General features: G+C 46.8%; 25 protein-coding genes. 24 read left to right on the top strand and 1 reads right to left on the bottom strand.

The features are described from left to right. Window positions 1–64: 64 nt before the first annotated feature. Window positions 65–199 carry a YpzI family protein gene (locus tag GCA01S_RS19380; RefSeq protein ID WP_071532948.1) on the bottom strand — a complete coding sequence of 45 codons (135 nt, stop codon included), beginning with the start codon at window positions 197–199 and terminating at the stop codon, window positions 65–67. Window positions 200–319: 120 nt separating this feature from the next. Between GCA01S_RS19380 and GCA01S_RS10680 the strand changes: the two genes are divergently transcribed. The 24 genes from GCA01S_RS10680 to trpA all read left to right on the top strand — a co-directional run bounded on the left by GCA01S_RS10680 (window position 320) and on the right by trpA (window position 21,044). Continuing rightward, window positions 320–916 (top strand): YphA family membrane protein, encoded by a 597-nt coding sequence (locus tag GCA01S_RS10680; RefSeq protein WP_042409805.1) that lies wholly within the window; start codon window positions 320–322, stop codon window positions 914–916. Continuing rightward, window positions 913–1,056 (top strand): hypothetical protein, encoded by a 144-nt coding sequence (locus tag GCA01S_RS20135; RefSeq protein WP_017436772.1) that lies wholly within the window; start codon window positions 913–915, stop codon window positions 1,054–1,056. Before GCA01S_RS10680 ends, GCA01S_RS20135 begins: the two co-directional genes overlap by 4 nt. A gap of 71 nt (window positions 1,057–1,127) precedes the next feature. Beyond that, on the top strand, window positions 1,128–2,438 hold the full coding sequence (gene der / locus GCA01S_RS10675) for a ribosome biogenesis GTPase Der (RefSeq protein ID WP_042409804.1): 1,311 nt from the start codon (window positions 1,128–1,130) through the stop codon (window positions 2,436–2,438). A 58-nt stretch (window positions 2,439–2,496) separates the two neighbouring features. Next, window positions 2,497–3,534 carry an NAD(P)H-dependent glycerol-3-phosphate dehydrogenase gene (locus GCA01S_RS10670; RefSeq protein ID WP_042409801.1) on the top strand — a complete coding sequence of 346 codons (1,038 nt, stop codon included), beginning with the start codon at window positions 2,497–2,499 and terminating at the stop codon, window positions 3,532–3,534. Between the two features lie 229 nt (window positions 3,535–3,763). Beyond that, a complete protein-coding gene (locus GCA01S_RS10665; protein ID WP_017436775.1) occupies window positions 3,764–3,967 on the top strand; it encodes a DUF2768 domain-containing protein in 204 nt (67 codons plus the stop codon). A 27-nt stretch (window positions 3,968–3,994) separates the two neighbouring features. Further along, window positions 3,995–4,717 carry a hypothetical protein gene (locus tag GCA01S_RS10660; protein WP_042409799.1) on the top strand — a complete coding sequence of 241 codons (723 nt, stop codon included), beginning with the start codon at window positions 3,995–3,997 and terminating at the stop codon, window positions 4,715–4,717. 162 nt (window positions 4,718–4,879) lie between these two features. After that, window positions 4,880–6,358 (top strand): stage IV sporulation protein A, encoded by a 1,479-nt coding sequence (gene spoIVA, locus GCA01S_RS10655; RefSeq protein ID WP_017436777.1) that lies wholly within the window; start codon window positions 4,880–4,882, stop codon window positions 6,356–6,358. A 507-nt stretch (window positions 6,359–6,865) separates the two neighbouring features. Beyond that, window positions 6,866–7,138 carry an HU family DNA-binding protein gene (locus GCA01S_RS10650; protein ID WP_017436779.1) on the top strand — a complete coding sequence of 91 codons (273 nt, stop codon included), beginning with the start codon at window positions 6,866–6,868 and terminating at the stop codon, window positions 7,136–7,138. Between the two features lie 126 nt (window positions 7,139–7,264). Then, window positions 7,265–7,831 (top strand): GTP cyclohydrolase I FolE, encoded by a 567-nt coding sequence (gene folE, locus GCA01S_RS10645; RefSeq protein WP_042409798.1) that lies wholly within the window; start codon window positions 7,265–7,267, stop codon window positions 7,829–7,831. A gap of 35 nt (window positions 7,832–7,866) precedes the next feature. Further along, a complete protein-coding gene (gene mtrB / locus GCA01S_RS10640; protein WP_017436781.1) occupies window positions 7,867–8,091 on the top strand; it encodes a trp RNA-binding attenuation protein MtrB in 225 nt (74 codons plus the stop codon). 95 nt (window positions 8,092–8,186) lie between these two features. Beyond that, window positions 8,187–8,993: a heptaprenyl diphosphate synthase component 1 gene (locus GCA01S_RS10635; RefSeq protein ID WP_174407498.1), complete on the top strand. Its 807-nt coding sequence runs from the start codon at window positions 8,187–8,189 to the stop codon at window positions 8,991–8,993. 4 nt (window positions 8,994–8,997) lie between these two features. Further along, window positions 8,998–9,702 carry a demethylmenaquinone methyltransferase gene (gene menG, locus GCA01S_RS10630; RefSeq protein ID WP_042409793.1) on the top strand — a complete coding sequence of 235 codons (705 nt, stop codon included), beginning with the start codon at window positions 8,998–9,000 and terminating at the stop codon, window positions 9,700–9,702. A 17-nt stretch (window positions 9,703–9,719) separates the two neighbouring features. Then, window positions 9,720–10,688, top strand: coding sequence for a heptaprenyl diphosphate synthase component II (gene hepT, locus GCA01S_RS10625; protein ID WP_042409791.1), 969 nt, complete (start codon window positions 9,720–9,722; stop codon window positions 10,686–10,688). Between the two features lie 102 nt (window positions 10,689–10,790). Further along, the gene (gene ndk, locus GCA01S_RS10620) at window positions 10,791–11,237 is read left to right on the top strand and encodes a nucleoside-diphosphate kinase (RefSeq protein ID WP_017436785.1); all 447 of its coding nucleotides are present in this window, start codon (window positions 10,791–10,793) and stop codon (window positions 11,235–11,237) included. Between the two features lie 128 nt (window positions 11,238–11,365). Continuing rightward, window positions 11,366–12,136: a CheR family methyltransferase gene (locus GCA01S_RS10615; RefSeq protein ID WP_042409788.1), complete on the top strand. Its 771-nt coding sequence runs from the start codon at window positions 11,366–11,368 to the stop codon at window positions 12,134–12,136. A gap of 122 nt (window positions 12,137–12,258) precedes the next feature. Further along, window positions 12,259–13,425 carry a chorismate synthase gene (gene aroC, locus GCA01S_RS10610; RefSeq protein ID WP_042409785.1) on the top strand — a complete coding sequence of 389 codons (1,167 nt, stop codon included), beginning with the start codon at window positions 12,259–12,261 and terminating at the stop codon, window positions 13,423–13,425. A 2-nt stretch (window positions 13,426–13,427) separates the two neighbouring features. Continuing rightward, a complete protein-coding gene (gene aroB / locus GCA01S_RS10605; RefSeq protein ID WP_042409783.1) occupies window positions 13,428–14,522 on the top strand; it encodes a 3-dehydroquinate synthase in 1,095 nt (364 codons plus the stop codon). Between the two features lies 1 nt (window position 14,523). Continuing rightward, window positions 14,524–14,904 carry a chorismate mutase gene (gene aroH, locus GCA01S_RS10600; protein ID WP_042409780.1) on the top strand — a complete coding sequence of 127 codons (381 nt, stop codon included), beginning with the start codon at window positions 14,524–14,526 and terminating at the stop codon, window positions 14,902–14,904. Window positions 14,905–15,108: 204 nt separating this feature from the next. Beyond that, window positions 15,109–16,650, top strand: a complete 1,542-nt coding sequence (gene trpE, locus GCA01S_RS10595) for an anthranilate synthase component I (protein ID WP_042409778.1) — start codon at window positions 15,109–15,111, stop codon at window positions 16,648–16,650. Then, window positions 16,628–17,647: an anthranilate phosphoribosyltransferase gene (gene trpD, locus GCA01S_RS10590; protein ID WP_042409775.1), complete on the top strand. Its 1,020-nt coding sequence runs from the start codon at window positions 16,628–16,630 to the stop codon at window positions 17,645–17,647. Before trpE ends, trpD begins: the two co-directional genes overlap by 23 nt. After that, window positions 17,640–18,419 carry an indole-3-glycerol phosphate synthase TrpC gene (gene trpC / locus GCA01S_RS10585; RefSeq protein ID WP_042409773.1) on the top strand — a complete coding sequence of 260 codons (780 nt, stop codon included), beginning with the start codon at window positions 17,640–17,642 and terminating at the stop codon, window positions 18,417–18,419. Before trpD ends, trpC begins: the two co-directional genes overlap by 8 nt. Further along, entirely contained in the window at window positions 18,403–19,044 is a 642-nt protein-coding gene (locus GCA01S_RS10580) for a phosphoribosylanthranilate isomerase (RefSeq protein ID WP_042409769.1), read from the top strand. Before trpC ends, GCA01S_RS10580 begins: the two co-directional genes overlap by 17 nt. Continuing rightward, a complete protein-coding gene (gene trpB / locus GCA01S_RS10575; protein WP_042409767.1) occupies window positions 19,037–20,257 on the top strand; it encodes a tryptophan synthase subunit beta in 1,221 nt (406 codons plus the stop codon). The genes GCA01S_RS10580 and trpB overlap by 8 nt, the downstream gene beginning before the upstream one ends. After that, window positions 20,226–21,044: a tryptophan synthase subunit alpha gene (trpA, locus tag GCA01S_RS10570; protein WP_042409764.1), complete on the top strand. Its 819-nt coding sequence runs from the start codon at window positions 20,226–20,228 to the stop codon at window positions 21,042–21,044. The genes trpB and trpA overlap by 32 nt, the downstream gene beginning before the upstream one ends. Window positions 21,045–21,051: the final 7 nt, after the last annotated feature.

Here is a 21,051-nt window from a genome sequence, read left to right as displayed (position 1 = left end):
TTTCATACTATCTTTCCGATTCCCCCAGCACGTGTCGTAAATAGATGCGCCGTCTCCGTTTTCCTTAGTGTTTATTTCTTTCTCTGGCTGATTCCGGGTCTTCCAGTCTTGTCGCGCCTTTGTATTCGAGGGATTGATCACGGTCTGATTCGACGCGTCTCGATTGTTTTAGCTTTTTTTCTTGCCGGTCTCTACCCAATGAATTTCGCTCCTTTCTTTTAATAGATATCATTCTTACTATGACTATTTTTTGTTTTGCTTATGCACGAATGAATGTTCATAAAAGATGAAATAATGAACATAATAAGGGGTGGAAAATATGGATGGCATTTATTTTTATTCATTTTTTTGGATAGTATGGGTGATTGCCACTTTTTTTATGAAAAAAACAGCTTGGCGGACGATGGTGGCAGCAGCCGCTCTCATCACGATTATTTTTTCTTCTGTTTCGTTAAATATAGGCGGCTTCCAAATAACGCTTTCTTTTCTGTTTCTTTTTTTCTTGTCTTGCTATTACGCCGCAAAGCAATCCCGGCGAAAACTTGTCTATATGGCGATAGCTGTATTGACGATTGCTTTTGCTTACACATCCTTTCAACTGCTCGTTTTCTTTGATCCGGTATGGATATGGATGGACCATAGATGGATGCTGGCAATCCTATTAGTCATTCTATGCTTTTTATTTTACGAAAATATTCAATCGCGCTTACTATGTTTAGTCATTGGCAGCTGCCAAGGGGAAATGTTGTATTCTATTATTTCGCAAAAAATTTCGTTTTCGTATATCATTGGATCTTATTCTTTTTTAGATACGGTCTCCCTTAGTGCATGCTGTACGTTTATTTGGGCGCTAGTCGATTACATTCCGGTGTACATAGACGGAAAGAAACCGATAAGGGGGACAAGACAGCCATGAATGAAGGCACTTTCCCCATTCTATATGGGGTTGGGACGGGGGTGCTGACACGGCTTTATTTATTGCGGACGGACTATCAAATGGCTCATTATCGTCAAACATTAGATGATTGTTGGGAGATGGTGTTTTTGATAAAATAAAACAGTTGTAGCCATGCCCTTCCGAAAAGGGTGTTTTTTACCGTCGCGATACGTAAAGAAAGGGTGATAGTATGACCAATCCAGTCGTGGCTATTGTTGGCCGTCCGAATGTCGGAAAATCAACGATTTTTAACCGCATTGTCGGTGAACGTATTTCCATTGTCGAGGATGTGCCCGGGGTAACTCGCGACAGAATTTACAGCAGTGCAGAATGGCTGAACCATCAATTTTACTTGATTGATACAGGCGGAATCGATATTGGCGATGAACCGCTTCTAGTGCAAATTCGCCAACAGGCAGAAATCGCGATCGATGAAGCGGACGTCATTATTTTTATGACAAACGGCCGGGACGGTGTAACGGCTGCCGATGAGGAAGTAGCGAAAATTTTGCATCGTTCGAACAAGCCGGTCGTTCTCGCCGTCAATAAAATCGATAATCCGGAAATGCGCGACTTGATTTATGATTTTTATGCGCTTGGATTTGGCGATCCATACCCGATTTCCGGCGCGCATGGAACAGGGCTTGGCGATTTGCTGGATGCAGTTGTCCGCCATTTTCCGAAACGAGGTCAAGAAGAATATGAAGAAGACGTGATTAAGTTTTGTTTAATCGGGAGGCCGAACGTTGGCAAATCGTCCCTTGTTAATGCCATTTTAGGAGAAGAGCGCGTCATCGTCAGCGATATTGCCGGTACGACGCGTGATGCTGTCGATACATCATTTGTAAGGGAAGGACAAGAATATGTTATTATTGACACAGCAGGAATGAGAAAAAGAGGAAAAATTTATGAGAGTACCGAAAAATATAGTGTGCTGCGCGCGCTAAAAGCGATTGAACGTTCGGATGTCGTTCTTGTCGTCTTAAACGCGGAAGAAGGCATTATTGAACAAGATAAAAAAATTGCGGGATACGCTCATGAAGCAGGGCGCGGTGTCATTATTGTCGTCAATAAATGGGACGCCATTGAAAAAGATGACAAAACGCTGATCGAATTTGAGCGGAAAATTCGTGATCACTTTCCGTTTTTGGACTATGCGCCAATCCTTTTCGTTTCGGCAAAAACAAAGCAGCGGTTACATAAGCTGTTGCCGCTTGTCCGCATGGTGAGCGAAAATCATGCGATGCGCGTGCAAACAAACGTGCTGAACGAAGTGATTATGGATGCCGTGGCGATGAATCCAACCCCGACGCATAATGGGCGGCGCTTAAAAATTTATTACATGACGCAAGTGGCTGTAAAACCGCCAACGTTTGTTGTTTTTGTCAACGACCCGGAGCTGATGCATTTCTCCTACGAGCGCTTTTTAGAAAACCGCATCCGCGATGCGTTCGGTTTTGAAGGGACGCCGATTAAAATCATCGCCAGACCGCGGAAATAAAGAAAAGCGGAGGCGGCGCGATAGATGACAGATCATGGATAAAAGGAAGTGAGAAACGGTGAAGAAGATTGCAGTGCTAGGAGCGGGAAGCTGGGGGACAGCGCTTGCGCTGGTCCTCGCCGATAATGGGCATCAAGTCCGGCTTTGGGGACACCGTGCAGAACAAATCGAAGAAATAAATCAAAAACGAACGAACGAAAAATATTTGCCCGGCATTCAACTGCCGGAAGGAATCGTTGGCTATACCGATCTTTGCCAGGCGTTAGACCGTATTCAAACCGTGGTGCTGGCTGTGCCGACAAAGGCGATTCGCGAAGTGCTGAGGAAAGTGCGCGATTGTATTCGTGAACCGATTACGATCGTCGCTGTCAGTAAAGGAATCGAACCGGATACACATAAGCGTGTTTCCGAAATGGTCGAAGAGGAAATGGGCGAGCTTTTAAAAGATGTTGTCGTTTTATCCGGTCCGAGCCATGCCGAGGAAGTGAGCTTGCGCCATCCGACGACGGTGGCCGTTTCCGCGAAAAACATGGAAGCGGCGGAGTGCATTCAAGATTTGTTTATGAATCATCAATATTTCCGCGTTTATACCAATCCTGATTTAATCGGAGTCGAACTGGGCGGGGCGCTGAAAAATATCATTGCGCTAGCGGCCGGCATTTCGGATGGATTAGGATATGGGGATAATGCAAAAGCGGCGCTTATGACAAGGGGGCTGGCAGAAATCGCCCGCTTAGGCTGCGCGCTTGGCGCCAATCCGCTGACCTTTGCTGGTTTAACAGGGGTTGGTGATTTAATTGTAACATGCACAAGTGTTCATTCACGAAATTGGCGCGCTGGTCATATGTTAGGAAAAGGAAAAAAACTTGATGAAGTTCTTGAAAGCATGGGAATGGTCGTAGAAGGGGTAAGAACAACGAAAGCGGCCTATCAGCTCGCGAAAAAGCTTGGAGTAAAAATGCCGATTACGGAAGTGCTTTATGAAGTATTGTTCGCCGGAAAGGATCCAAAAGATGCGGTCGATTCGTTAATGTCGCGCGTGAAAACGCAAGAGATGGACGATTTAATGAATATTCTTACGGAACCGCAGCGGTAAAAATGAAGAAAATAGGCGTTCGATGATACAAGTTGTTCACGCACTGCATACAATACTACGAACAATTATAGACTTGAGCTTCCGGAAAGGGTATTATAGTTGAACTGAAGTAAAGAAAGCCCCGCTTTACTTCAGTTTTTTTTTTTTTTTGCATGGCGAAGAAAACAGACTTAGGTGCAATGAAACACGTTTGCTGTTATAATAAGTGTCGAAAAAGGAGGAAAAACGGATGTCGCCAGCTTTAGCGAAAATGTGGGTTGCCATTGCATCGATGGTATTTATGTTTATTTCCGTCGCTTCTATTTACATTAGCCGCTATAAAGCAAAAAACAAGATCATCCGCTTTATTTTGGCATTCATCGCCTATATTTTGATGATTTTAGCGGGAATTATTATTATTTTTGTCGTCTTTAGCGGCCCTACACCAGAATAACAGTCGCAGTTAAAGGATGGATTGTAAATGAGATGGATCATTCGTTGTATTGCCTCATGTCTGATCATATTATCTCTTTCCGGTTGTTTATACCCAAAAGAGCGCCTAAAACAAAATCAAATTCCGTATGAAGATCAAGTGGCGGCGGTACAATCAGCAGTAAACCAGTACCGTAAAGCAACAGGGGGGCTTTTGCCGATTAAAACGCGTGACATGAAAACACCAATTTACCAGAAATATCCGATTGATTTCAACAAGCTAATCCCCCGCTATATGCAGGAACCACCGGGAAACGCATATGAAAGCGGCGGTGTTTTCCAATATGTCATTGTCGATGCGGAAAAGAACCCAACGGTGAAATTGCTGGACTTGCGTCTGGCTGAACGGATTCGCGACTTAAAGCTGCGTTTGCAAATGTACCAAGACAATCATCGATATCCGCCGTTTAAGAAAATGATCGCACCGGGAGTGTTTACTCTGGATTATAAAAAGCTCGGTTATAAAGAGCCGCCGTATGCGGTCAGCCCGTTTTCCGGCAACAATTTGCCGTTTGTCATCAATGGGAGCGGGGAAATTTATATCGATTATCGCATCGACTTATATAACGCATTAAAAAAAGAGAAACATCATTACCGTCCCGGCGATGATATTCGCGACATTTTGGTGAAGCATTCGTTATTCGTACCCGCCTACTCCCTTCCATACACCGTTGATGCGAAAACAAATGAACCGATTTTTTTAACAAAATGAGTCATGAACCCTTCTCTAGGAAAATACATTCTAGAGAAGGGATTTTTTATACATTTTTAGTCATAAATGAATAGGACAACATCATATGCATATAGTGTCCTACAATACTAGCAAAAAATTTGGTTGTTTATGATAACGACCCAAAGACTGGAGGGGAGTCATTTGGAAAAAGTCGATATTTTTAAAGATATCGCCGAACGGACAGGTGGCGATATTTATTTAGGAGTAGTCGGTGCGGTCCGAACCGGCAAATCGACTTTCATAAAAAGGTTTATGGAGCTTGTCGTCATCCCGAATATTAAAAATGAAGCAGATAAAGCGCGTGCGCAAGATGAATTGCCGCAAAGCGCCGCAGGGAAAACGATTATGACCACCGAGCCGAAATTTGTGCCAAATCAAGCGGTAACTGTAAAAGTCGACGAAGGATTGGAGGTAAATATCCGCCTTGTTGACTGCGTTGGCTATGCCGTCCCTGGTGCAAAAGGATATGAAGACGAAAACGGTCCGCGCATGATTCATACGCCATGGTATGAGGAACCGATTCCGTTTCAGGAGGCGGCGGAAATCGGCACCAGAAAAGTCATTCAAGAACATTCAACGATTGGTGTGGTTATTACGACGGACGGCACGATCGGCGAGATTCCGCGCCAACATTATATCGAAGCCGAAGAGCGCGTCATTAACGAGTTAAAAGAAGTCGGCAAACCGTTTATTATGATTATTAACACCGTACGTCCGCACCATCCGGAAACGGAAGCGCTGCGCCGCGAGCTTGCAGAAAAATACGATATTCCGGTGTTAGCCATCAGCGTCGAAAGCATGAGAGAAGCCGATGTATATAACGTGCTTCGTGAAGCATTATATGAATTTCCGGTATTAGAGGTGAATGTGAACTTACCGAGCTGGGTCATGGTGCTTCGCGAAGATCATTGGCTTCGCGAAAGCTATCAAGAAGCCGTGCGCGATACGGTAAAAGACATTAAACGGCTGCGCGATGTTGACAGAGTGGTGCAGCAATTTAGCGAATATGATTTTATTGAAAGAGCAAGCCTGGCCGGCATTGAAATGGGGCAAGGAATAGCCGAAATCGATTTATACGCGCCGGATGAATTGTATGATCAAATTTTAAAAGAAATTGTCGGCGTGGAAATTCGCGGAAAAGATCATTTATTACAGCTTATGCAGGACTTTGCCCATGCAAAAGCGGAATATGATCAAATTGCCGATGCATTAAAAATGGTGAAGCAAACTGGCTATGGCATTGCAGCGCCGGCGCTTTCCGATATGAGCTTAGACGAGCCGGAAATCATTCGCCAGGGCTCCCGTTTCGGCGTCCGTTTAAAAGCGGTCGCTCCGTCGATTCATATGATTAAAGTAGACGTCGAATCGGAGTTTGCTCCAATCATCGGCACGGAAAAACAAAGCGAAGAACTCGTCCGTTATTTAATGCAAGATTTTGAAGATGACCCTCTCTCGATTTGGAATTCCGATATTTTTGGACGTTCGCTCAGCTCGATTGTCCGCGAAGGAATTCAGGCAAAACTAGCGATGATGCCGGAAAATGCCCGTTATAAACTAAAAGAAACGCTAGAGCGCATCATTAACGAAGGCTCCGGCGGGTTAATCGCCATTATTTTATAAAGAAGGACTCCATGTTTGGAGTCTTTTTTTGTTGGCAGCTGGTACAAATGAATAGAAACCCTTAAAAACAAGGATTTTGTCTTGATAACCTATAACGCATATGGTAATCTTTTATCAGAAAAAGCTGCATTCATTGGCAACGAAAGCCTGTGCCGGAAGTCATCGGGATGAAACGGAACCGCTTTTGAACCGAGCCGCAGGATGCAAAGCACGAACAAAAGGGTTGCCAGGAAAGTCTAGCGGAACAAGAATGAGCGTCGACTTATAGGTGCAGAAAACCCTTTTTGTATGATAGAGTGTGCCGATTTCCATCGTGCAGGGGTTCAGTTTTTTGATGAAATATACCTAAATTTTATCGATTCGCGGAAAAATATGTTGAATTATAACGATAAATTGGTTAATATTAGGCATGTCACCGCATTTTATACGTATAGAAATGCGAGAAAGTGTGAAGAAATGGTATTAAGCAATTAATTTTGACAATCCTCTTGGGAGGAGGTGAATGGTATGAACAAGACAGAATTAATTAACGCAGTTGCCGAAACTAGCGGTCTTTCCAAAAAAGATGCAACGAAAGCGGTAGACGCTGTATTTGAATCTATTACAGAAGCCCTAAGAAAAGGCGATAAGGTCCAATTAATCGGCTTCGGGAACTTTGAGGTGCGCGAGCGCGCGGCTCGTAAAGGGCGCAATCCGCAAACAGGAGAGGAAATGGAAATCCCTGCGAGCAAAGTTCCTGCATTCAAACCAGGCAAAGCTCTTAAAGATGCTGTAAAATAAGCTTACATAAAAGGAGCTTAGGAGGAAGGGTAAGCGACGCGCTGCCCTTCTTTTTGCTTTTTTTTTGCTAGTTATGCTAGAATCGGATTACATTCAGCTTTTATAACGCAGGAGGATGTTGCTTGTATGTCACACGTGAATTATGAACAAATCGAATATGCCGTTCGTTTAATTTTAGAAGCGATTGGCGAAGATCCAAATCGTGAAGGACTGATCGACACGCCGAAGCGGGTCGCGAGAATGTATGCCGAAGTATTTGCGGGATTGCACGAAGATCCGAAAGAACATTTTCAAACGGTGTTTAACGAAAACCATGAAGAGCTTGTGCTGGTGAAAGATATTCCGTTTTATTCGATGTGTGAGCATCATTTAGTCCCGTTTTTCGGCGTTGCCCATATCGCCTACATTCCTCGTGAAGGGAAAGTGACAGGGTTAAGCAAGCTGGCGCGGGCAGTCGAGGCGGTGGCACGCCGTCCGCAACTGCAAGAACGCATTACCGCGACAGTGGCTGATTCGATTGTGGAAGCGCTCGACCCCCACGGGGTTATGGTTGTTGTCGAGGCGGAACATATGTGCATGACGATGCGCGGCGTAAAAAAACCGGGAGCGAAAACAGTGACAACGGCGGTGCGCGGCGTGTTTGAAACCGATCAAAACGCCCGGGCTGAAGTGCTGTCTCTCATAAAAGCATAAAAAATGCAAATCATTAAAAAAAGGAGGAGAGAATGATGTACGTAAACAGCGATTATGTGGTCATTAAAGCGCTAGAGGACGGAGTGAATGTCATCGGATTAACAAGAGGGGCGGATACACGTTTCCATCATTCGGAAAAGCTTGATAAGGGCGAAGTGTTAATTGCCCAATTTACGGAGCATACATCGGCGATTAAAGTGAGAGGAAAGGCGTATATTCAAACAAGACACGGTGAAATTGAGTCGGAAGGGAAAAAGTAATTTGTACTATTTTCTACGAAACTAGAGCGTTTGCAAAAAAATTATGGTATAATTACTCCGTTATATTGTATGCAAATTTTTAGGGGACAAGGGTGATGATTTTGAAACACATCATGAAAAAAATTGCGCTATTAAAAGAGCAAATTGAACGCTTTCTCCATCATTCGTATTTGTTCGAGCATATACCAGCGAGACAAATCGATGAAGACCGCATTTTGTTATCCTTATCCGTATTGGAAGATGCATCCATTGATCCAGAAAAAGTCGATCACTATATTATTCCGATGATGCTTGTACAAATCGCCCTTGATACCCACGATGAAGTAACGAATTCTGTTACTGAACAGGATGATTTGAAAACGCGGCAATTAGTTGTCCTTGCCGGTGATCTATATAGCGGTTTATATTACGATTATTTAGCGAAGTTGAATGAAATACCGCTCATTCGTCTCTTTGCAGAGGCGATTCGCGACATCAACGAGCATAAAGTCCGATTGTATCAAAAAGACATTGAGCGGATCGAAACGTTGTTTGACAGCGTCGGAACGATTGAATCCGCATTAATTTGCAAAATGGCCGCCCATTTTTCCGCACCTGTATGGGGGAAGTTTTCCTATTATTATTTGCTGTTAAGGCGGTTAATCACAGAAAAGGAAACGTTCGTCCGCTCCGGTTCTTCCGCTTTGTTTGAACTAATGGGAAATATTCTCTTTCCAAAATCCAAAACGGTAACGAAAGAGCAGAAGCAATATTTGCTTCATATTTGCAATCGATATATCGATCATTGCAAAGAAGCGTTGCTAAACGCGAAATTACAAGTCAATGAGATGTTGCAAATCCGCATTTCTGAGCTAACTGGCGGTTTTTCAACCATCGCGAAAAAGACGGTGGAAGAAGGGTAGAAGTATGCATCAATCGAAAGAAGAACGGGTTCACCATGTGTTTGAAAAAATTTATCAACATTATGACCGCATGAATTCGATCATTAGCTTCCGGCGCCATCTCAAATGGCGGGAAGATACGATGAAGCGGATGAATGTACAAAAAGGAAAAAAAGCGCTCGATGTTTGCTGCGGCACGGCTGATTGGGCGATTGCGCTCGCCGAAGCGGTCGGGCCAAGCGGCGAAGTATACGGGCTTGACTTCAGCCAAAACATGTTAAAAGTAGGAGAACAAAAAGTAAAAGAGCGGCAGCTGACGAACGTCAAGCTTATTCACGGCAATGCGATGAATTTGCCGTTTCCCGATAACATGTTTGACTATGTGACGATCGGTTTTGGGTTGCGCAATGTGCCTGATTATATGACGGTGCTAAAAGAAATGCACCGTGTCACAAAGCCGGGGGGAAAGGTTGTTTGTCTCGAAACATCTCAGCCGACGTTAATCGGTTTTCGTCAGTTATATTATTTTTACTTTCGCTTTATTATGCCTTTATTCGGGAAATTATTGGCGAAAAGTTATGAAGAATACTCATGGCTTCAGGAATCGGCGCGCGATTTTCCGGGCAGAGATGAGCTGGCGCAAATGTTTCGCGAAGCCGGTTTTGTCGATATCGAAGTGAAGCCGTACACGTTTGGCGTTGCGGCGATGCACTTAGGTTATAAACGATGATAGTTAAGGTGAACATCATGAAGCTAAAGGCGATGTATTCGTTTTTGAATACGGATTTACGTGAAGTGGAAAAAGAGTTGGAAGAAACAATCCAGTCCGATTATGCGCAGCTTAGCGAGGCGGCGCTGCATTTATTGCAGGCGGGCGGAAAACGGATCCGTCCCGTTTTTGTATTGCTTGCCGCCAAATTCGGCGATTATGATATCGAGCGCATTAAGCATGTAGCGGTGGCGTTAGAGCTCATTCACATGGCTTCCCTTGTGCATGATGATGTGATTGACGATGCCGAGCTGCGCCGGGGCAGACAGACGATTAAAGCGAAATGGAGCAATCGTTTTGCCATGTATACCGGCGACTATATGTTTGCCCGCTCTCTTGAGAGGATGACACGCCTCGATCATCCGCTTGCCCATCAAGTGTTAGCGAATACGATCGTGGAAGTATGCCGGGGAGAAATTGAACAAATTAAAGATAAATATCGCTTTGAGCAAAATTTACGCTGCTATTTGCGGCGTATTAAACGAAAAACCGCGCTGTTGATTGCCGCCAGCTGCCAGCTTGGGGCGATTGTGGCCGACGCGCCGAAAGACGTGGCGGAGCGCCTCTATTTATTTGGATATTACGTTGGCATGGCGTTTCAAATCACCGATGATATTCTTGATTTTACCGGGACGGAAGCGCAGCTCGGCAAACCGGCAGGGAGCGATTTATTGCAAGGAAATGTAACGCTGCCTGTTTTGTTTGCCATGGAAAATAATGAGCAGCTCAAAGCTAAAATTACAACAGTGGTGCGTCCGGAAACCACGCCGGAAGAAATGAAGGAAATTATTGCACTAATTAAACAAACGGATGCGATTGAAAAATCGTATGAGCTGAGCGACCGCTATTTACACAAGGCGTTGCGTGTATTAGAAACGCTGCCGAACAATAAAGCGCGTTCGACATTATATGATATAGCGAAGTATATTGGAAAAAGGGATTATTAGCGTTTTCAAGGATATTATTGCTATTGGCTGAAAACAATGGTACTATTTTGGTGGGGAACCCGGTTTCCTAGTACATATTACAGTAGGGGTGGAGTATACGTGATGGAAAGAACATTTATCATGGTCAAGCCTGACGGGGTTCAGCGCAATTTAATCGGCGAGATCGTTTCCCGCTTCGAGAAAAAAGGCTTCCAGCTTGTCGGAGCAAAATTAATGCAAGTATCGCGCGAATTAGCAGAACAGCACTATGCGGAGCATAAAGAACGCCCGTTTTTTGGGGAATTAGTCGATTTCATTACATCCGGCCCGGTGTTTGCCATGGTTTGGGAAGGAGAAAATGTCATTGCGACCGCACGGCAAATGATGGGAAAAACGAATCCACAAGAAGCGGCGCCTGGCACGATCCGCGGCGACTACGGGCTAACAGTTGGCAAAAATGTGATTCACGGCTCCGATTCACCGCAAAGCGCAGAACGCGAAATCAATCTCTTTTTCAAAGAAGAAGAACTTGTCAATTATTCGAAATTAATCAATCAGTGGGTATACTGAAAAGCCGGTCAGCAATATGACCGGTTTTTGTGTTGCGATTTTTTCTTTCTTCCCTATCAGCATTGCGATATACTTATGGCATAGACAGCTATCTCTGGGAAAAGGGAGAAAAGCGGGGAAAAACAGGGATGAACGACTATCAGCAATTTATCGCAAATATCAAGCGGAAAACGGGCATTGACTTGTCTTTGTATAAAGAAGCGCAAATGAAAAGACGGCTGACATCGCTTTATGAAAAAAAAGGGCTGAAAAATTTTCAGCAATTTTTCGCAGCGATGGAAAAGGATGAAGCGCTGTTTCATGAGTTTTTGGACCGGATTACGATTAACGTATCCGAGTTTTATCGAAATGCGAAACGGTGGGAAGTGCTAGAAAGGAAAATACTGCCGAAACTGCTTGCGCAAAACCGCCGTTTAAAAATATGGAGCGCTGCCTGCTCCACCGGGGAAGAACCGTATACGCTAGCCATGATATTATCCAAATTTGTGCCGCTGGCTGATATCTCGATTCTCGCTACCGATATCGATGAAAACGCGATCGCCCGCGCGCAAATCGGGCTGTATACAGAGCGCTCCTTGCAGGAAATTCCGGAAGAAATGAAAAAAAAGTTTTTTACAAAAGAAGGAATGTATTATAAGATAGACGAAAAGATAAAAAAAGCGGTGAAATTTAAAAAACATAATTTGCTTGCCGACCCGTTTGGTCGTTTCTTTGATTTGATTGTGTGCCGCAACGTGCTTATTTACTTTACGGAAGAGGCAAAACAAAAGCTTTATCATCAATTTAACGAAGCGCTGCGGCCAGGCGGGATTTTATTTGTCGGAAGCACGGAGCAAATTTTTAATCCGGTTTTGTACGGTTTCGAAATAGAAGATACGTTTTTTTATCGCAAAAAGTGAAACATTCGCCAAAGAGTTCATCGCCAAGATGAATTCTTTTTTTATCCAAAACTATTTTCATTTTTTAAATTTATGATATATTTTTACTTAACCGCGTTAAAGAGTTGAAGGGAGAGAAAAACATGCGCTATTTAACAGCAGGGGAATCACATGGCCCGCAGTTGACAGCGATTTTGGAAGGAGTGCCAGCGGGATTGCCGCTGCTTGCTGAGCATATTAATAAAGAGCTGGCAAGACGGCAAAAAGGATACGGGCGCGGGCGGCGGATGCAAATCGAAAAAGACGAAGTGAAAATTTTAAGCGGCGTCCGCCATGGAAAAACGCTTGGTTCGCCGATTACGCTTGTCGTCGAAAACCGCGACTGGAAACATTGGCAAAACATCATGGCTATTGAACCGATCGATAATGCGGAAGAAGTGAAGCGAAAAGTGACGCGTCCGCGTCCGGGGCATGCCGATTTAAACGGCGCGTTAAAATACGGGCATCGCGATATGCGCAATGTGTTGGAACGTTCATCAGCGCGTGAGACAACGGTGCGGGTCGCGGCCGGAGCAGTGGCGAAGCGGATTTTAGAGGAGCTTGGCATCCGCGTGGCCGGACATGTGTTGGAAATCGGCGGCGTCCGTGCCAAGCGGCTTGATTATCAATCACTCGAGGAGCTGCAGGAAGTGACAGAGGCCTCACCGGTGCGCTGTTTTGATGAAGAAGCAGCCGTTAAAATGATGGAAGCGATCGACAACGCCAAGAAAAACGGCGATTCGATCGGCGGCATCGTGGAGGTGATTGTCGAAGGAGTGCCGGCAGGGGTAGGCAGCCATGTTCATTATGACCGCAAGCTTGATGCTAAAATTGCCGCAGCGGTCGTCAGCATTAACGCCTTCAAAGGGGTGGAGTTTGGCATCGGCTTTGAAGCGGCGCGTCTCCCGGGAAGCGAAGTGCACGATGAGATTATTTGGAGCAAAGAAAAAGGATTTACGCGCCGGACGAACCGCGCCGGCGGCTTTGAAGGCGGAATGACAACCGGCATGCCGATTGTCGTGCGCGGAGTGATGAAGCCAATTCCGACGCTGTACAAGCCGTTGCAAAGCGTAGACATTGAAACGAAGGAGCCGTTTGCGGCCAGCATTGAGCGCTCGGACAGCTGCGCCGTACCGGCGGCCAGCGTCGTTGCCGAAGCGGTGGTGGCCTGGGAAGTGGCTGCTGCGATCGTCGACCAATTCGGACAGGATCGCATGGACCTCATCAAGGAAAACGTTGAAAAAATGCGCCGTTATGCAAGGGAGTTTTAATCATGAAACAGCTGCTTATTGAAACGAAAACAAAACAGTATCCGCTCTTTCTCGGGGAAGGGATTATACATTCCCTGCCGGAAATTCTCCGTTCTTTATCTTTCCCTAGAGGAACGAAACTGCTGATTATCACCGATCAAACGCTGGAACCGTTGTATTTGGCGGAGCTTCGTGCAATGCTGGCCGATGACTACGAAGTGTACACGCATGTCATTCCGAGCGGGGAAGGGGCAAAATCGTTCGAGCAATATTATGCCTGTCAAACTGCCGCACTCGAATACGGCCTCGACCGCCATTCCCTTATTCTTGCCTTTGGCGGCGGCGTGGTCGGCGACCTGGCTGGATTTGTCGCAGCCACTTATATGCGCGGCATTCGCTATATACAAATCCCAACCACGTTGCTTGCGCATGACAGCGCCGTCGGCGGCAAAGTGGCGATCAACCATCCGCTCGGAAAAAACATGATTGGGGCGTTTCATCAGCCGGAAGCGGTTGTTTATGACATCGCCTTTTTGCGCTCTCTGCCGGAAAAAGAACTGCGCTCCGGTTTTGCAGAAGTTATTAAGCATGCGCTGATCCGCGACCGCCGCTTTTACGAATGGCTGCGTCAGGAAATCCATACGCTTGCCGACTTAACGGGAGAGCGGCTTCAATATTGCATTCAAAAAGGAATTGAAATCAAAGCAAGCGTTGTGCGTGAAGATGAGAAAGAAACGGGAGTCCGCGCCCATTTAAATTTCGGCCATACGCTTGGGCATGCGTTGGAAAGCGAACTTGGCTACGGAGCAATCACCCACGGCGATGCCGTAGCGCTCGGGATGCTGTTTGCCATTTTTGCCAGCGAGAGTGTATATAAGCGCTCGTTTGCCGACCATCAGTTTTCCGCATGGTTTCGTACATACGGATTCCCTGTTTCCATCCCGGCATCGCTAAAACTCGAGCGCCTTCTCAAAAAAATGAAAGGCGATAAAAAAGCAAAGGCGGGAACGGTGCGCATGGTGCTATTAAAAGATATTGGCGAAGTAGACATCGAAACGCTCGACGACGATACCTTATCCGCACTGCTTTGTGAATTTGCCCAACGGGAGGTGGGATAGCATGATCCGCGGCATTCGTGGAGCGATTACAGTGGAACGTAATGAAGCGAACGAGATTGTCGACGCCACCGAAACGTTGCTGAGGGAAATGATTCGGGCCAACGACGTCGCAGCAAGCGATGTATCATTTGTGCTTATTTCGGTGACGGAAGATATTACCGCGACCTTTCCGGCGCAAGCGCTCCGCCGCTTGGAAGGGTGGACGTACGTTCCGGTTATGTGCATGCGGGAAATTCCGGTGCCAAATTCCCTGCCGCGCTGCATCCGGGTGATGATGACCGTTCATACAACGAAAAAGCAAGAAGAAATCTCTCATGTTTATTTGCGGGATGCAGTCGTCCTGCGGCCGGATTTATCGTTGACAAAAAAAACCGAAATGTAATATGATAGAAAGCAAAGTTATCCATAAGCAGAGTGAGAGCAGAGTTTAGGGTAGATGAGAATGAGCGAGTTTAGTTGAGGTGAGTGTTTGTTGAATGAATGCAAAGTCTACCCAAAGACATCTCTGTCTTTGGGTTTTTTTAATTCCCCGATTTCGCCTCACAAACCCTCATTCTCCATCCGAATAAAACGGAGGAGGAGAATCATGTCCAACTACACGCTTGCCGCATTTTTGGAAGATGCGCGCCACTTCCGCACGATTCCAATTGTGCGCCGTTTTTTAGCCGATGTGTTTGAGCCGCTAAAAATCTTTGAAAATTTGCGCGAGGATGCGGTGTTTTTGCTAGAAAGCAAAGATGACCAGTCGCCGTGGGCTCGCTATTCTTTCATCGGCTTGTCACCATTTTTGACGCTGGAAAGCAAAACTGGCCACACGTTTTCCGTCATCAATGAGCGCGGTGAAGAAATAGCAAAAACTTCTTCGCTGAAAGAAGCGTTTTGCTTCATCGAGCAGAAGCTTTGCGTCAAGCAGCTGAACGAAGCGGTTCCGTTTACCGGCGGCGCAGTCGGTTTTTTAGGATATGACTTTATTTCCGCCATCGAAAAAGTTCCCACTCATCTGAACCGTGACCTTTCCATGAAGATCGGCTACTTTACTTTTTGCGAATCGTTGATCGTATTGGATCATCATAAACGTGAGCTTGTCTTTATCCATTACGTCCGTTTAACGGAGCAAGATACGGAAGAAACGAAGAAAAACAAGTATGAACAAGGGCTTAAACGGATCGCCGCATTAATGAAAAAAGCAGCAAGCGGAAGAGAAGAGCGGTTGTTATTGCTTGATCGCGCAGACGAAGAAGCGGGCGTTTCCTTTCAAGGGGTTATCTCCAATTATGACAAAGCAAGATTTTTACAAGATGTAGAAACGATTAAACGCTATATTGCCAGCGGGGATGTGTTTCAGGCGGTTTTATCGCAGCGATTTGCCGTCCCGGTTCGCGTCAGCGGATTTCAAGTATACCGGATGCTGCGCCACATTAATCCATCGCCGTATATGTTTTATTTTTGTCTCGACGATCTTGAGATTGTCGGCAGCTCCCCGGAAAAGCTCATTCAAGTGTACAACCGCCATATAGAAATTCATCCGATCGCCGGAACGAGAAGACGAGGGCGGTCGACAGAAGAGGATGAGCGGCTTGCCGACGAGCTTTGCCATGACCCAAAAGAACGAGCCGAACATTATATGCTCGTCGATTTAGCCCGCAACGATATCGGAAAAGTGGCCAAATACGGAACGGTTCGGACGCCTGTATTAATGGAAATCGGCAAGTTTTCGCATGTCATGCATTTGATTTCGAAAGTAACAGGCGAATTAAAGGAAGAGGTGCATCCGATCGACGCCTTGCTTGCCGCATTTCCGGCCGGGACGGTAAGCGGCGCGCCAAAGGTAAGAGCGATGCAAATTTTACAGGAGCTAGAACCGACGGCGCGCAATTTGTACGCCGGCACGATTGCCTACATCGGCTTTGACGGCAATATTGATTCATGCATTGCGATTCGCACGGCGATCGTCAAAGACGGTTGCGCGTATGTGCAGGCCGGCGCGGGGATTGTCGCCGATTCGGTTCCTGAACTTGAATGGAAAGAAACACGCAATAAGGCGAGCGCCTTAATGAAGGCAATCGAGCGTGCAGAACAATTATTTATGAGAGGGGAGAACCTATATGTTGAAACAACTTCTTTATAAATGTATTGACGGATATGTGCTGACGGAGGAAGAAGCGTATGAAGCGATGATGGCGATTATGTCCGGGACAGCGACAGCGAGCCAAATTGCTAGTTTTCTATCGATTTTGCGCTTGCGCGGGGAAACGGTCGATGAATTGACAGGATTAGTGAGGGCAATGCGCAGACGCATGATGACCCTCGATTATGAAGAAGAAGTCATCGATACGTGCGGAACCGGAGGAGATGGGGCATCGACGTTTAATATTTCCACAGCAGCAGCGATCGTCGTTTCCTCGCTCGGCGTCAAAGTGGCGAAGCACGGCAATCGCGCCGTTTCCTCCAAAAGCGGAAGCGCGGACGTGCTAGAAGCGCTTCACATTGACATTCAAACAACTCCAGAGGAAGCGAAACAAGCATTAAAAACGAAAGGATTAGCGTTTTTATTTGCGCCGCTGTATCATTCGGCGATGAAACATGCTGCACTGCCTCGGAAAGAGATCGGCTTTCGCACCGTATTTAATCTCATCGGGCCGCTCGCCAATCCGGCGCGCTGCAAGCGGCAAGTCATTGGGGTTTATTCGACGCAGTATGCGGAAAAACTTGCGGAAACGCTGCGCCGCCTTGGCTCTGAGCATGTTTTATTCGTAACGGGAAAAGATGGACTTGATGAATGCAGCATCGCCGCAGAAACGGATGTGGTTGAACTGAAACACGGAGAAATCCGCCGCTTTGTCATCACGCCGGAACAATACGGGCTTGCGCGCGGAAAATTGGAACATATTCAAGTGCACACCGTTAAGCAGAGCGCCGAATTGTTAAAAGCGGTCATGGAAGGAAAGGCGAATGAAAGTGCGACCAATGTTGTCATTTTAAATGCCGGCGTCGCTTTATATGCGGCGGGGAAAGCGGACACGATTCACGAAGGGGTGGAAATGGCGAAAGAAGCGCTGATGACAAAGAAAGCGCATGAACAATTTGAGCGCTTGCGCCTGAAAGAGGTGGAAAAATATGCTTGAACAAATTATTGCCACGAAACGCGAAGAAATGAAAACATTGACCTTGCCGGAGCCGATGCCAATGAGAGCGCAGCGTTCGCTGCGGGCGGCGCTCGAGCAGCCTAACCGCTCGCTTGGTTTAATCGCTGAGGTGAAAAAGGCTTCTCCGTCCAAGGGGGTCATCCGCCCGGATTTCCATCCAGTCGATATTGCTAAAGCGTATGAAAAAGCAGGTGCCGATGCGATCAGCGTATTGACGGATGAACGTTATTTCCAGGGACACCGCCGTTATTTGCGCGAGGTGAAGGAGACGGTAGGCGTTCCGGTTTTACGCAAAGATTTTATTATCGATCGCTTGCAGATCGAGGAGAGCGTGCGCATTGGCGCCGATGCGATTTTATTAATCGGCGAAGCGCTGCCGCCAAAATCGTTATACGAACTGTATCAAGAGGCGTATGACAAAGGGCTGGAATGTTTAGTCGAAGTGCATGCGCGCGAAACGCTGGAGCGAATTCTTGACTTGTTTACTCCAGAAATAATTGGGATTAATAACCGCGATTTGCATACGTTTGTGACGGCTTTGGAAACAACCGAAAAAGTAGCTCCGTTGATTCCGGCTTCGAGCATCATCGTCAGTGAAAGCGGCATCGCCACTTTCGACGATGTCAAGAAAGTACAAACGTACGGGGCCAATGCCATGCTTGTCGGCGAAGCGCTGATGCGCAAAGCCGATGTGCAGGCGGCGGTATATGAATTGTTCGGGGAGGTTGATTCGCTTGCCCGTCCGTCTTAAATATTGCGGCAACCGTTCCGCGTCTGATTTGCAAAAATCGCTGCAAAGCAAAGCGGATTACATCGGGCTGATTTTTGCCGACAGCAAGCGGAAAGTAGAAGTGGAAGCAGTGAAGCAATGGCTGCAAACGATCGAGCTTGGCAATAAGCAGCTTGTCGGCGTGTTTGTCAATGCGCCGACGGAGCTGGTTGTCAACGTAGTCTCGCAGCTGCCGCTTGCGGTCATTCAATGCCACGGTCATGAAACAGCGGCGCATGTCGCAGCGATCAAAGAAGCGACAGGACTTGTCGTTTGGAAGGCGATTCATCATGATGAAGATGCCGTTAGAAAGATGCAACAATACGCTGGCGTCGCCGACGGTTATGTCGTTGATAGCCGGGTAAGCGGGGCATGGGGAGGAACGGGAGTGGCCTTTGACTGGAGCAATGTTCCGCTTTATTTAGAAGAAGCGGCTCGGCAAGCCGTCCCTTGCTTTATTGCCGGGGGGATTACGCCGGAAAATGTCGAGCGGCTTTTAGCCTATCGGCCGTACGGCATTGACATTAGCAGCGGGATTGAAGAAAACGGCGAAAAAAGCGTGGAAAAAATGAGAGAAATCGAAAAGAAGGTGGCGAACTATGTATAACGTTCCAAACGAGAATGGCAGATTTGGAGATTTCGGCGGAAGATTTGTGCCGGAAACATTAATGCTTCCGCTTGAGGAAATAGAAGAAGAACTAGCGAAGGCGCTGGCCGATGAGACGTTTAAAGCGGAGTATATCCGCATTTTGCAGCAATACTCCGGGCGCCCGACTCCGCTTACGTTTGCGCCGAATTTAACGAAACTGTTAAACGGTGCTAAAATTTATTTAAAGCGCGAAGATTTAAACCATACCGGCGCTCATAAAATTAATAATGCCATTGGACAGGCGCTTTTGGCGAAGCGGATGGGCAAGAAAAAAATTATTGCCGAAACGGGTGCGGGGCAGCACGGAGTCGCCGCTGCCACCGTAGCGGCGCATTTCGGCATGGATTGCATCGTCTTTATGGGCGAGGAAGATATTAAGCGGCAGGAATTAAACGTTTTTCGCATGAAATTGCTGGGCGCTGAGGTTGTTCCGGTATACAGCGGCAACCGGACCCTAAAAGATGCGACGAACGAAGCGATTCGTTATTGGGTGCAGCATTGCGATGATCATTTTTATATGATTGGCTCTGTCGTTGGGCCGCATCCGTATCCAAAAATGGTGCGCGAATTTCAGCGCATCATCGGAGATGAAGCGAAGCGGCAATTTCTTGAACGCGAAGGAAGGCTGCCGGACGTCATTGTCGCATGTGTGGGCGGCGGAAGCAATGCGATTGGCATGTTTTATCCGTTTTTGGAGGATGACGTCAAGCTTGTCGGCGTAGAAGCGGCGGGGAAAGGAGTCGATACCCTGTATCACGCCGCGACCATCACCAAAGGCACGAAAGGCGTTATCCACGGCTCTTTAACATACTTGCTGCAAGATGAATATGGGCAAATTATCGAACCATATTCCGTTTCCGCCGGTCTCGACTATCCAGGCGTCGGCCCGGAACATGCTTATTTGGCGAGCATCGGCCGCGTTCGCTATGAAAGTGTGACTGACGAGGAAGCGATCGCCGCGTTTCAATTGTTGTCGCGGGAAGAGGGAATTATTCCGGCGATTGAGTCGGCACACGCATTGGCCAAAGCAGTGGAGCTGGCGAAAACGATGGACAGCAGCCAAACGGTGCTCGTCTGCCTGTCGGGCCGCGGGGATAAGGACGTGCAAACGATGATGCGCTATGTCAACGTAAAGGAGGATGACGACGTTGCCGCTGTGTACCGTGACTAAACCGATGTTTATTCCGTTTATTGTCGCCGGGGATCCAACCCCAGATATTACGGTGGAACTAGCGTTTGCGCTTCAAGAAGCAGGCGCCGATATGCTAGAGCTTGGCGTGCCGTATTCCGATCCGCTTGCGGATGGCCCGATTATTCAGCGGGCAGCCGCACGGGCGCTCTCCGGACAGATGACGCTGCAAAAAGCGGTCGAATTAGTTCCGGAAATGCGAAAAAAAGGCATAAAAATTCCGATTATTATCTTTACGTATTACAATCCTGTGTTACAATTAGGAGAAGAATCCTTTTTTGCTTTAGCGCAACAAAACGGAGTGGATGGGGTGCTAATTCCGGATCTTCCGTTTGAAGAAAGCGGCCCGATCCGCCGGCTTGGTGAAAAAACAGGCATCCCGCTTATTTCGCTAGTGGCGCCGACATCGAAAAAGCGGATTGAAACCATCGCTTCCCATGCGCAAGGGTTTTTATACTGCGTTTCATCGCTTGGGGTAACCGGGGTGCGCGACACGTTGCCGGAAACATTAAACGACTTTTTAACGGAAGTAAAGCGGCATAGCCGCGTCCCTGTGGTTGTCGGATTTGGCATCTCTACTAGCGAACAAGTGAAGATGCTAAAAGACTATTGCGATGGTGTAGTAATTGGCAGTGCGCTCGTGCAAAAAATAGAGCAGCTGAATGAACAGTTGCAAACACCAGCAAACAAAGAAGAGGCGCTTGCTGAGTTCCAATGTTACGCCCATTCGCTTGTGGCACCGCTGAAGCATGCGTGTTCATCGCAATGAAAGTTCG

Source organism: Parageobacillus caldoxylosilyticus NBRC 107762, assembly GCF_000632715.1.
GTDB classification, from domain to species: Bacteria; Bacillota; Bacilli; order Bacillales; family Anoxybacillaceae; genus Saccharococcus; species Saccharococcus caldoxylosilyticus.
The sequence above is the reverse complement of the archived record's forward strand: the minus strand, read 5'-3'. Positions and strand labels throughout refer to the sequence as shown.

Bases quoted from the DNA above. Each gene is read 5' to 3' on its own strand.
- trpC (WP_042409773.1), top strand. From the start codon at position 17,640: ATGCTTGAACAAATTATTGCCACGAAACGCGAAGAAATGAAAACATTG.
- menG (WP_042409793.1), top strand. From the start codon at position 8,998: ATGCATCAATCGAAAGAAGAACGGGTTCACCATGTGTTTGAAAAAATT.
- aroC (WP_042409785.1), top strand. From the start codon at position 12,259: ATGCGCTATTTAACAGCAGGGGAATCACATGGCCCGCAGTTGACAGCG.
- trpB (WP_042409767.1), top strand. From the start codon at position 19,037: ATGTATAACGTTCCAAACGAGAATGGCAGATTTGGAGATTTCGGCGGA.
- aroH (WP_042409780.1), top strand. From the start codon at position 14,524: ATGATCCGCGGCATTCGTGGAGCGATTACAGTGGAACGTAATGAAGCG.
- GCA01S_RS10660 (WP_042409799.1), top strand. From the start codon at position 3,995: ATGAGATGGATCATTCGTTGTATTGCCTCATGTCTGATCATATTATCT.
- mtrB (WP_017436781.1), top strand. From the start codon at position 7,867: ATGTACGTAAACAGCGATTATGTGGTCATTAAAGCGCTAGAGGACGGA.
- GCA01S_RS20135 (WP_017436772.1), top strand. From the start codon at position 913: ATGAATGAAGGCACTTTCCCCATTCTATATGGGGTTGGGACGGGGGTG.
- GCA01S_RS10665 (WP_017436775.1), top strand. From the start codon at position 3,764: ATGTCGCCAGCTTTAGCGAAAATGTGGGTTGCCATTGCATCGATGGTA.
- ndk (WP_017436785.1), top strand. From the start codon at position 10,791: ATGGAAAGAACATTTATCATGGTCAAGCCTGACGGGGTTCAGCGCAAT.
- hepT (WP_042409791.1), top strand. From the start codon at position 9,720: ATGAAGCTAAAGGCGATGTATTCGTTTTTGAATACGGATTTACGTGAA.
- trpE (WP_042409778.1), top strand. From the start codon at position 15,109: ATGTCCAACTACACGCTTGCCGCATTTTTGGAAGATGCGCGCCACTTC.
- trpD (WP_042409775.1), top strand. From the start codon at position 16,628: ATGTTGAAACAACTTCTTTATAAATGTATTGACGGATATGTGCTGACG.
- GCA01S_RS10615 (WP_042409788.1), top strand. From the start codon at position 11,366: ATGAACGACTATCAGCAATTTATCGCAAATATCAAGCGGAAAACGGGC.
- GCA01S_RS10680 (WP_042409805.1), top strand. From the start codon at position 320: ATGGATGGCATTTATTTTTATTCATTTTTTTGGATAGTATGGGTGATT.
- GCA01S_RS10635 (WP_174407498.1), top strand. From the start codon at position 8,187: ATGATTTTGAAACACATCATGAAAAAAATTGCGCTATTAAAAGAGCAA.
- aroB (WP_042409783.1), top strand. From the start codon at position 13,428: ATGAAACAGCTGCTTATTGAAACGAAAACAAAACAGTATCCGCTCTTT.
- trpA (WP_042409764.1), top strand. From the start codon at position 20,226: ATGACGACGTTGCCGCTGTGTACCGTGACTAAACCGATGTTTATTCCG.
- der (WP_042409804.1), top strand. From the start codon at position 1,128: ATGACCAATCCAGTCGTGGCTATTGTTGGCCGTCCGAATGTCGGAAAA.
- folE (WP_042409798.1), top strand. From the start codon at position 7,265: ATGTCACACGTGAATTATGAACAAATCGAATATGCCGTTCGTTTAATT.
- GCA01S_RS10650 (WP_017436779.1), top strand. From the start codon at position 6,866: ATGAACAAGACAGAATTAATTAACGCAGTTGCCGAAACTAGCGGTCTT.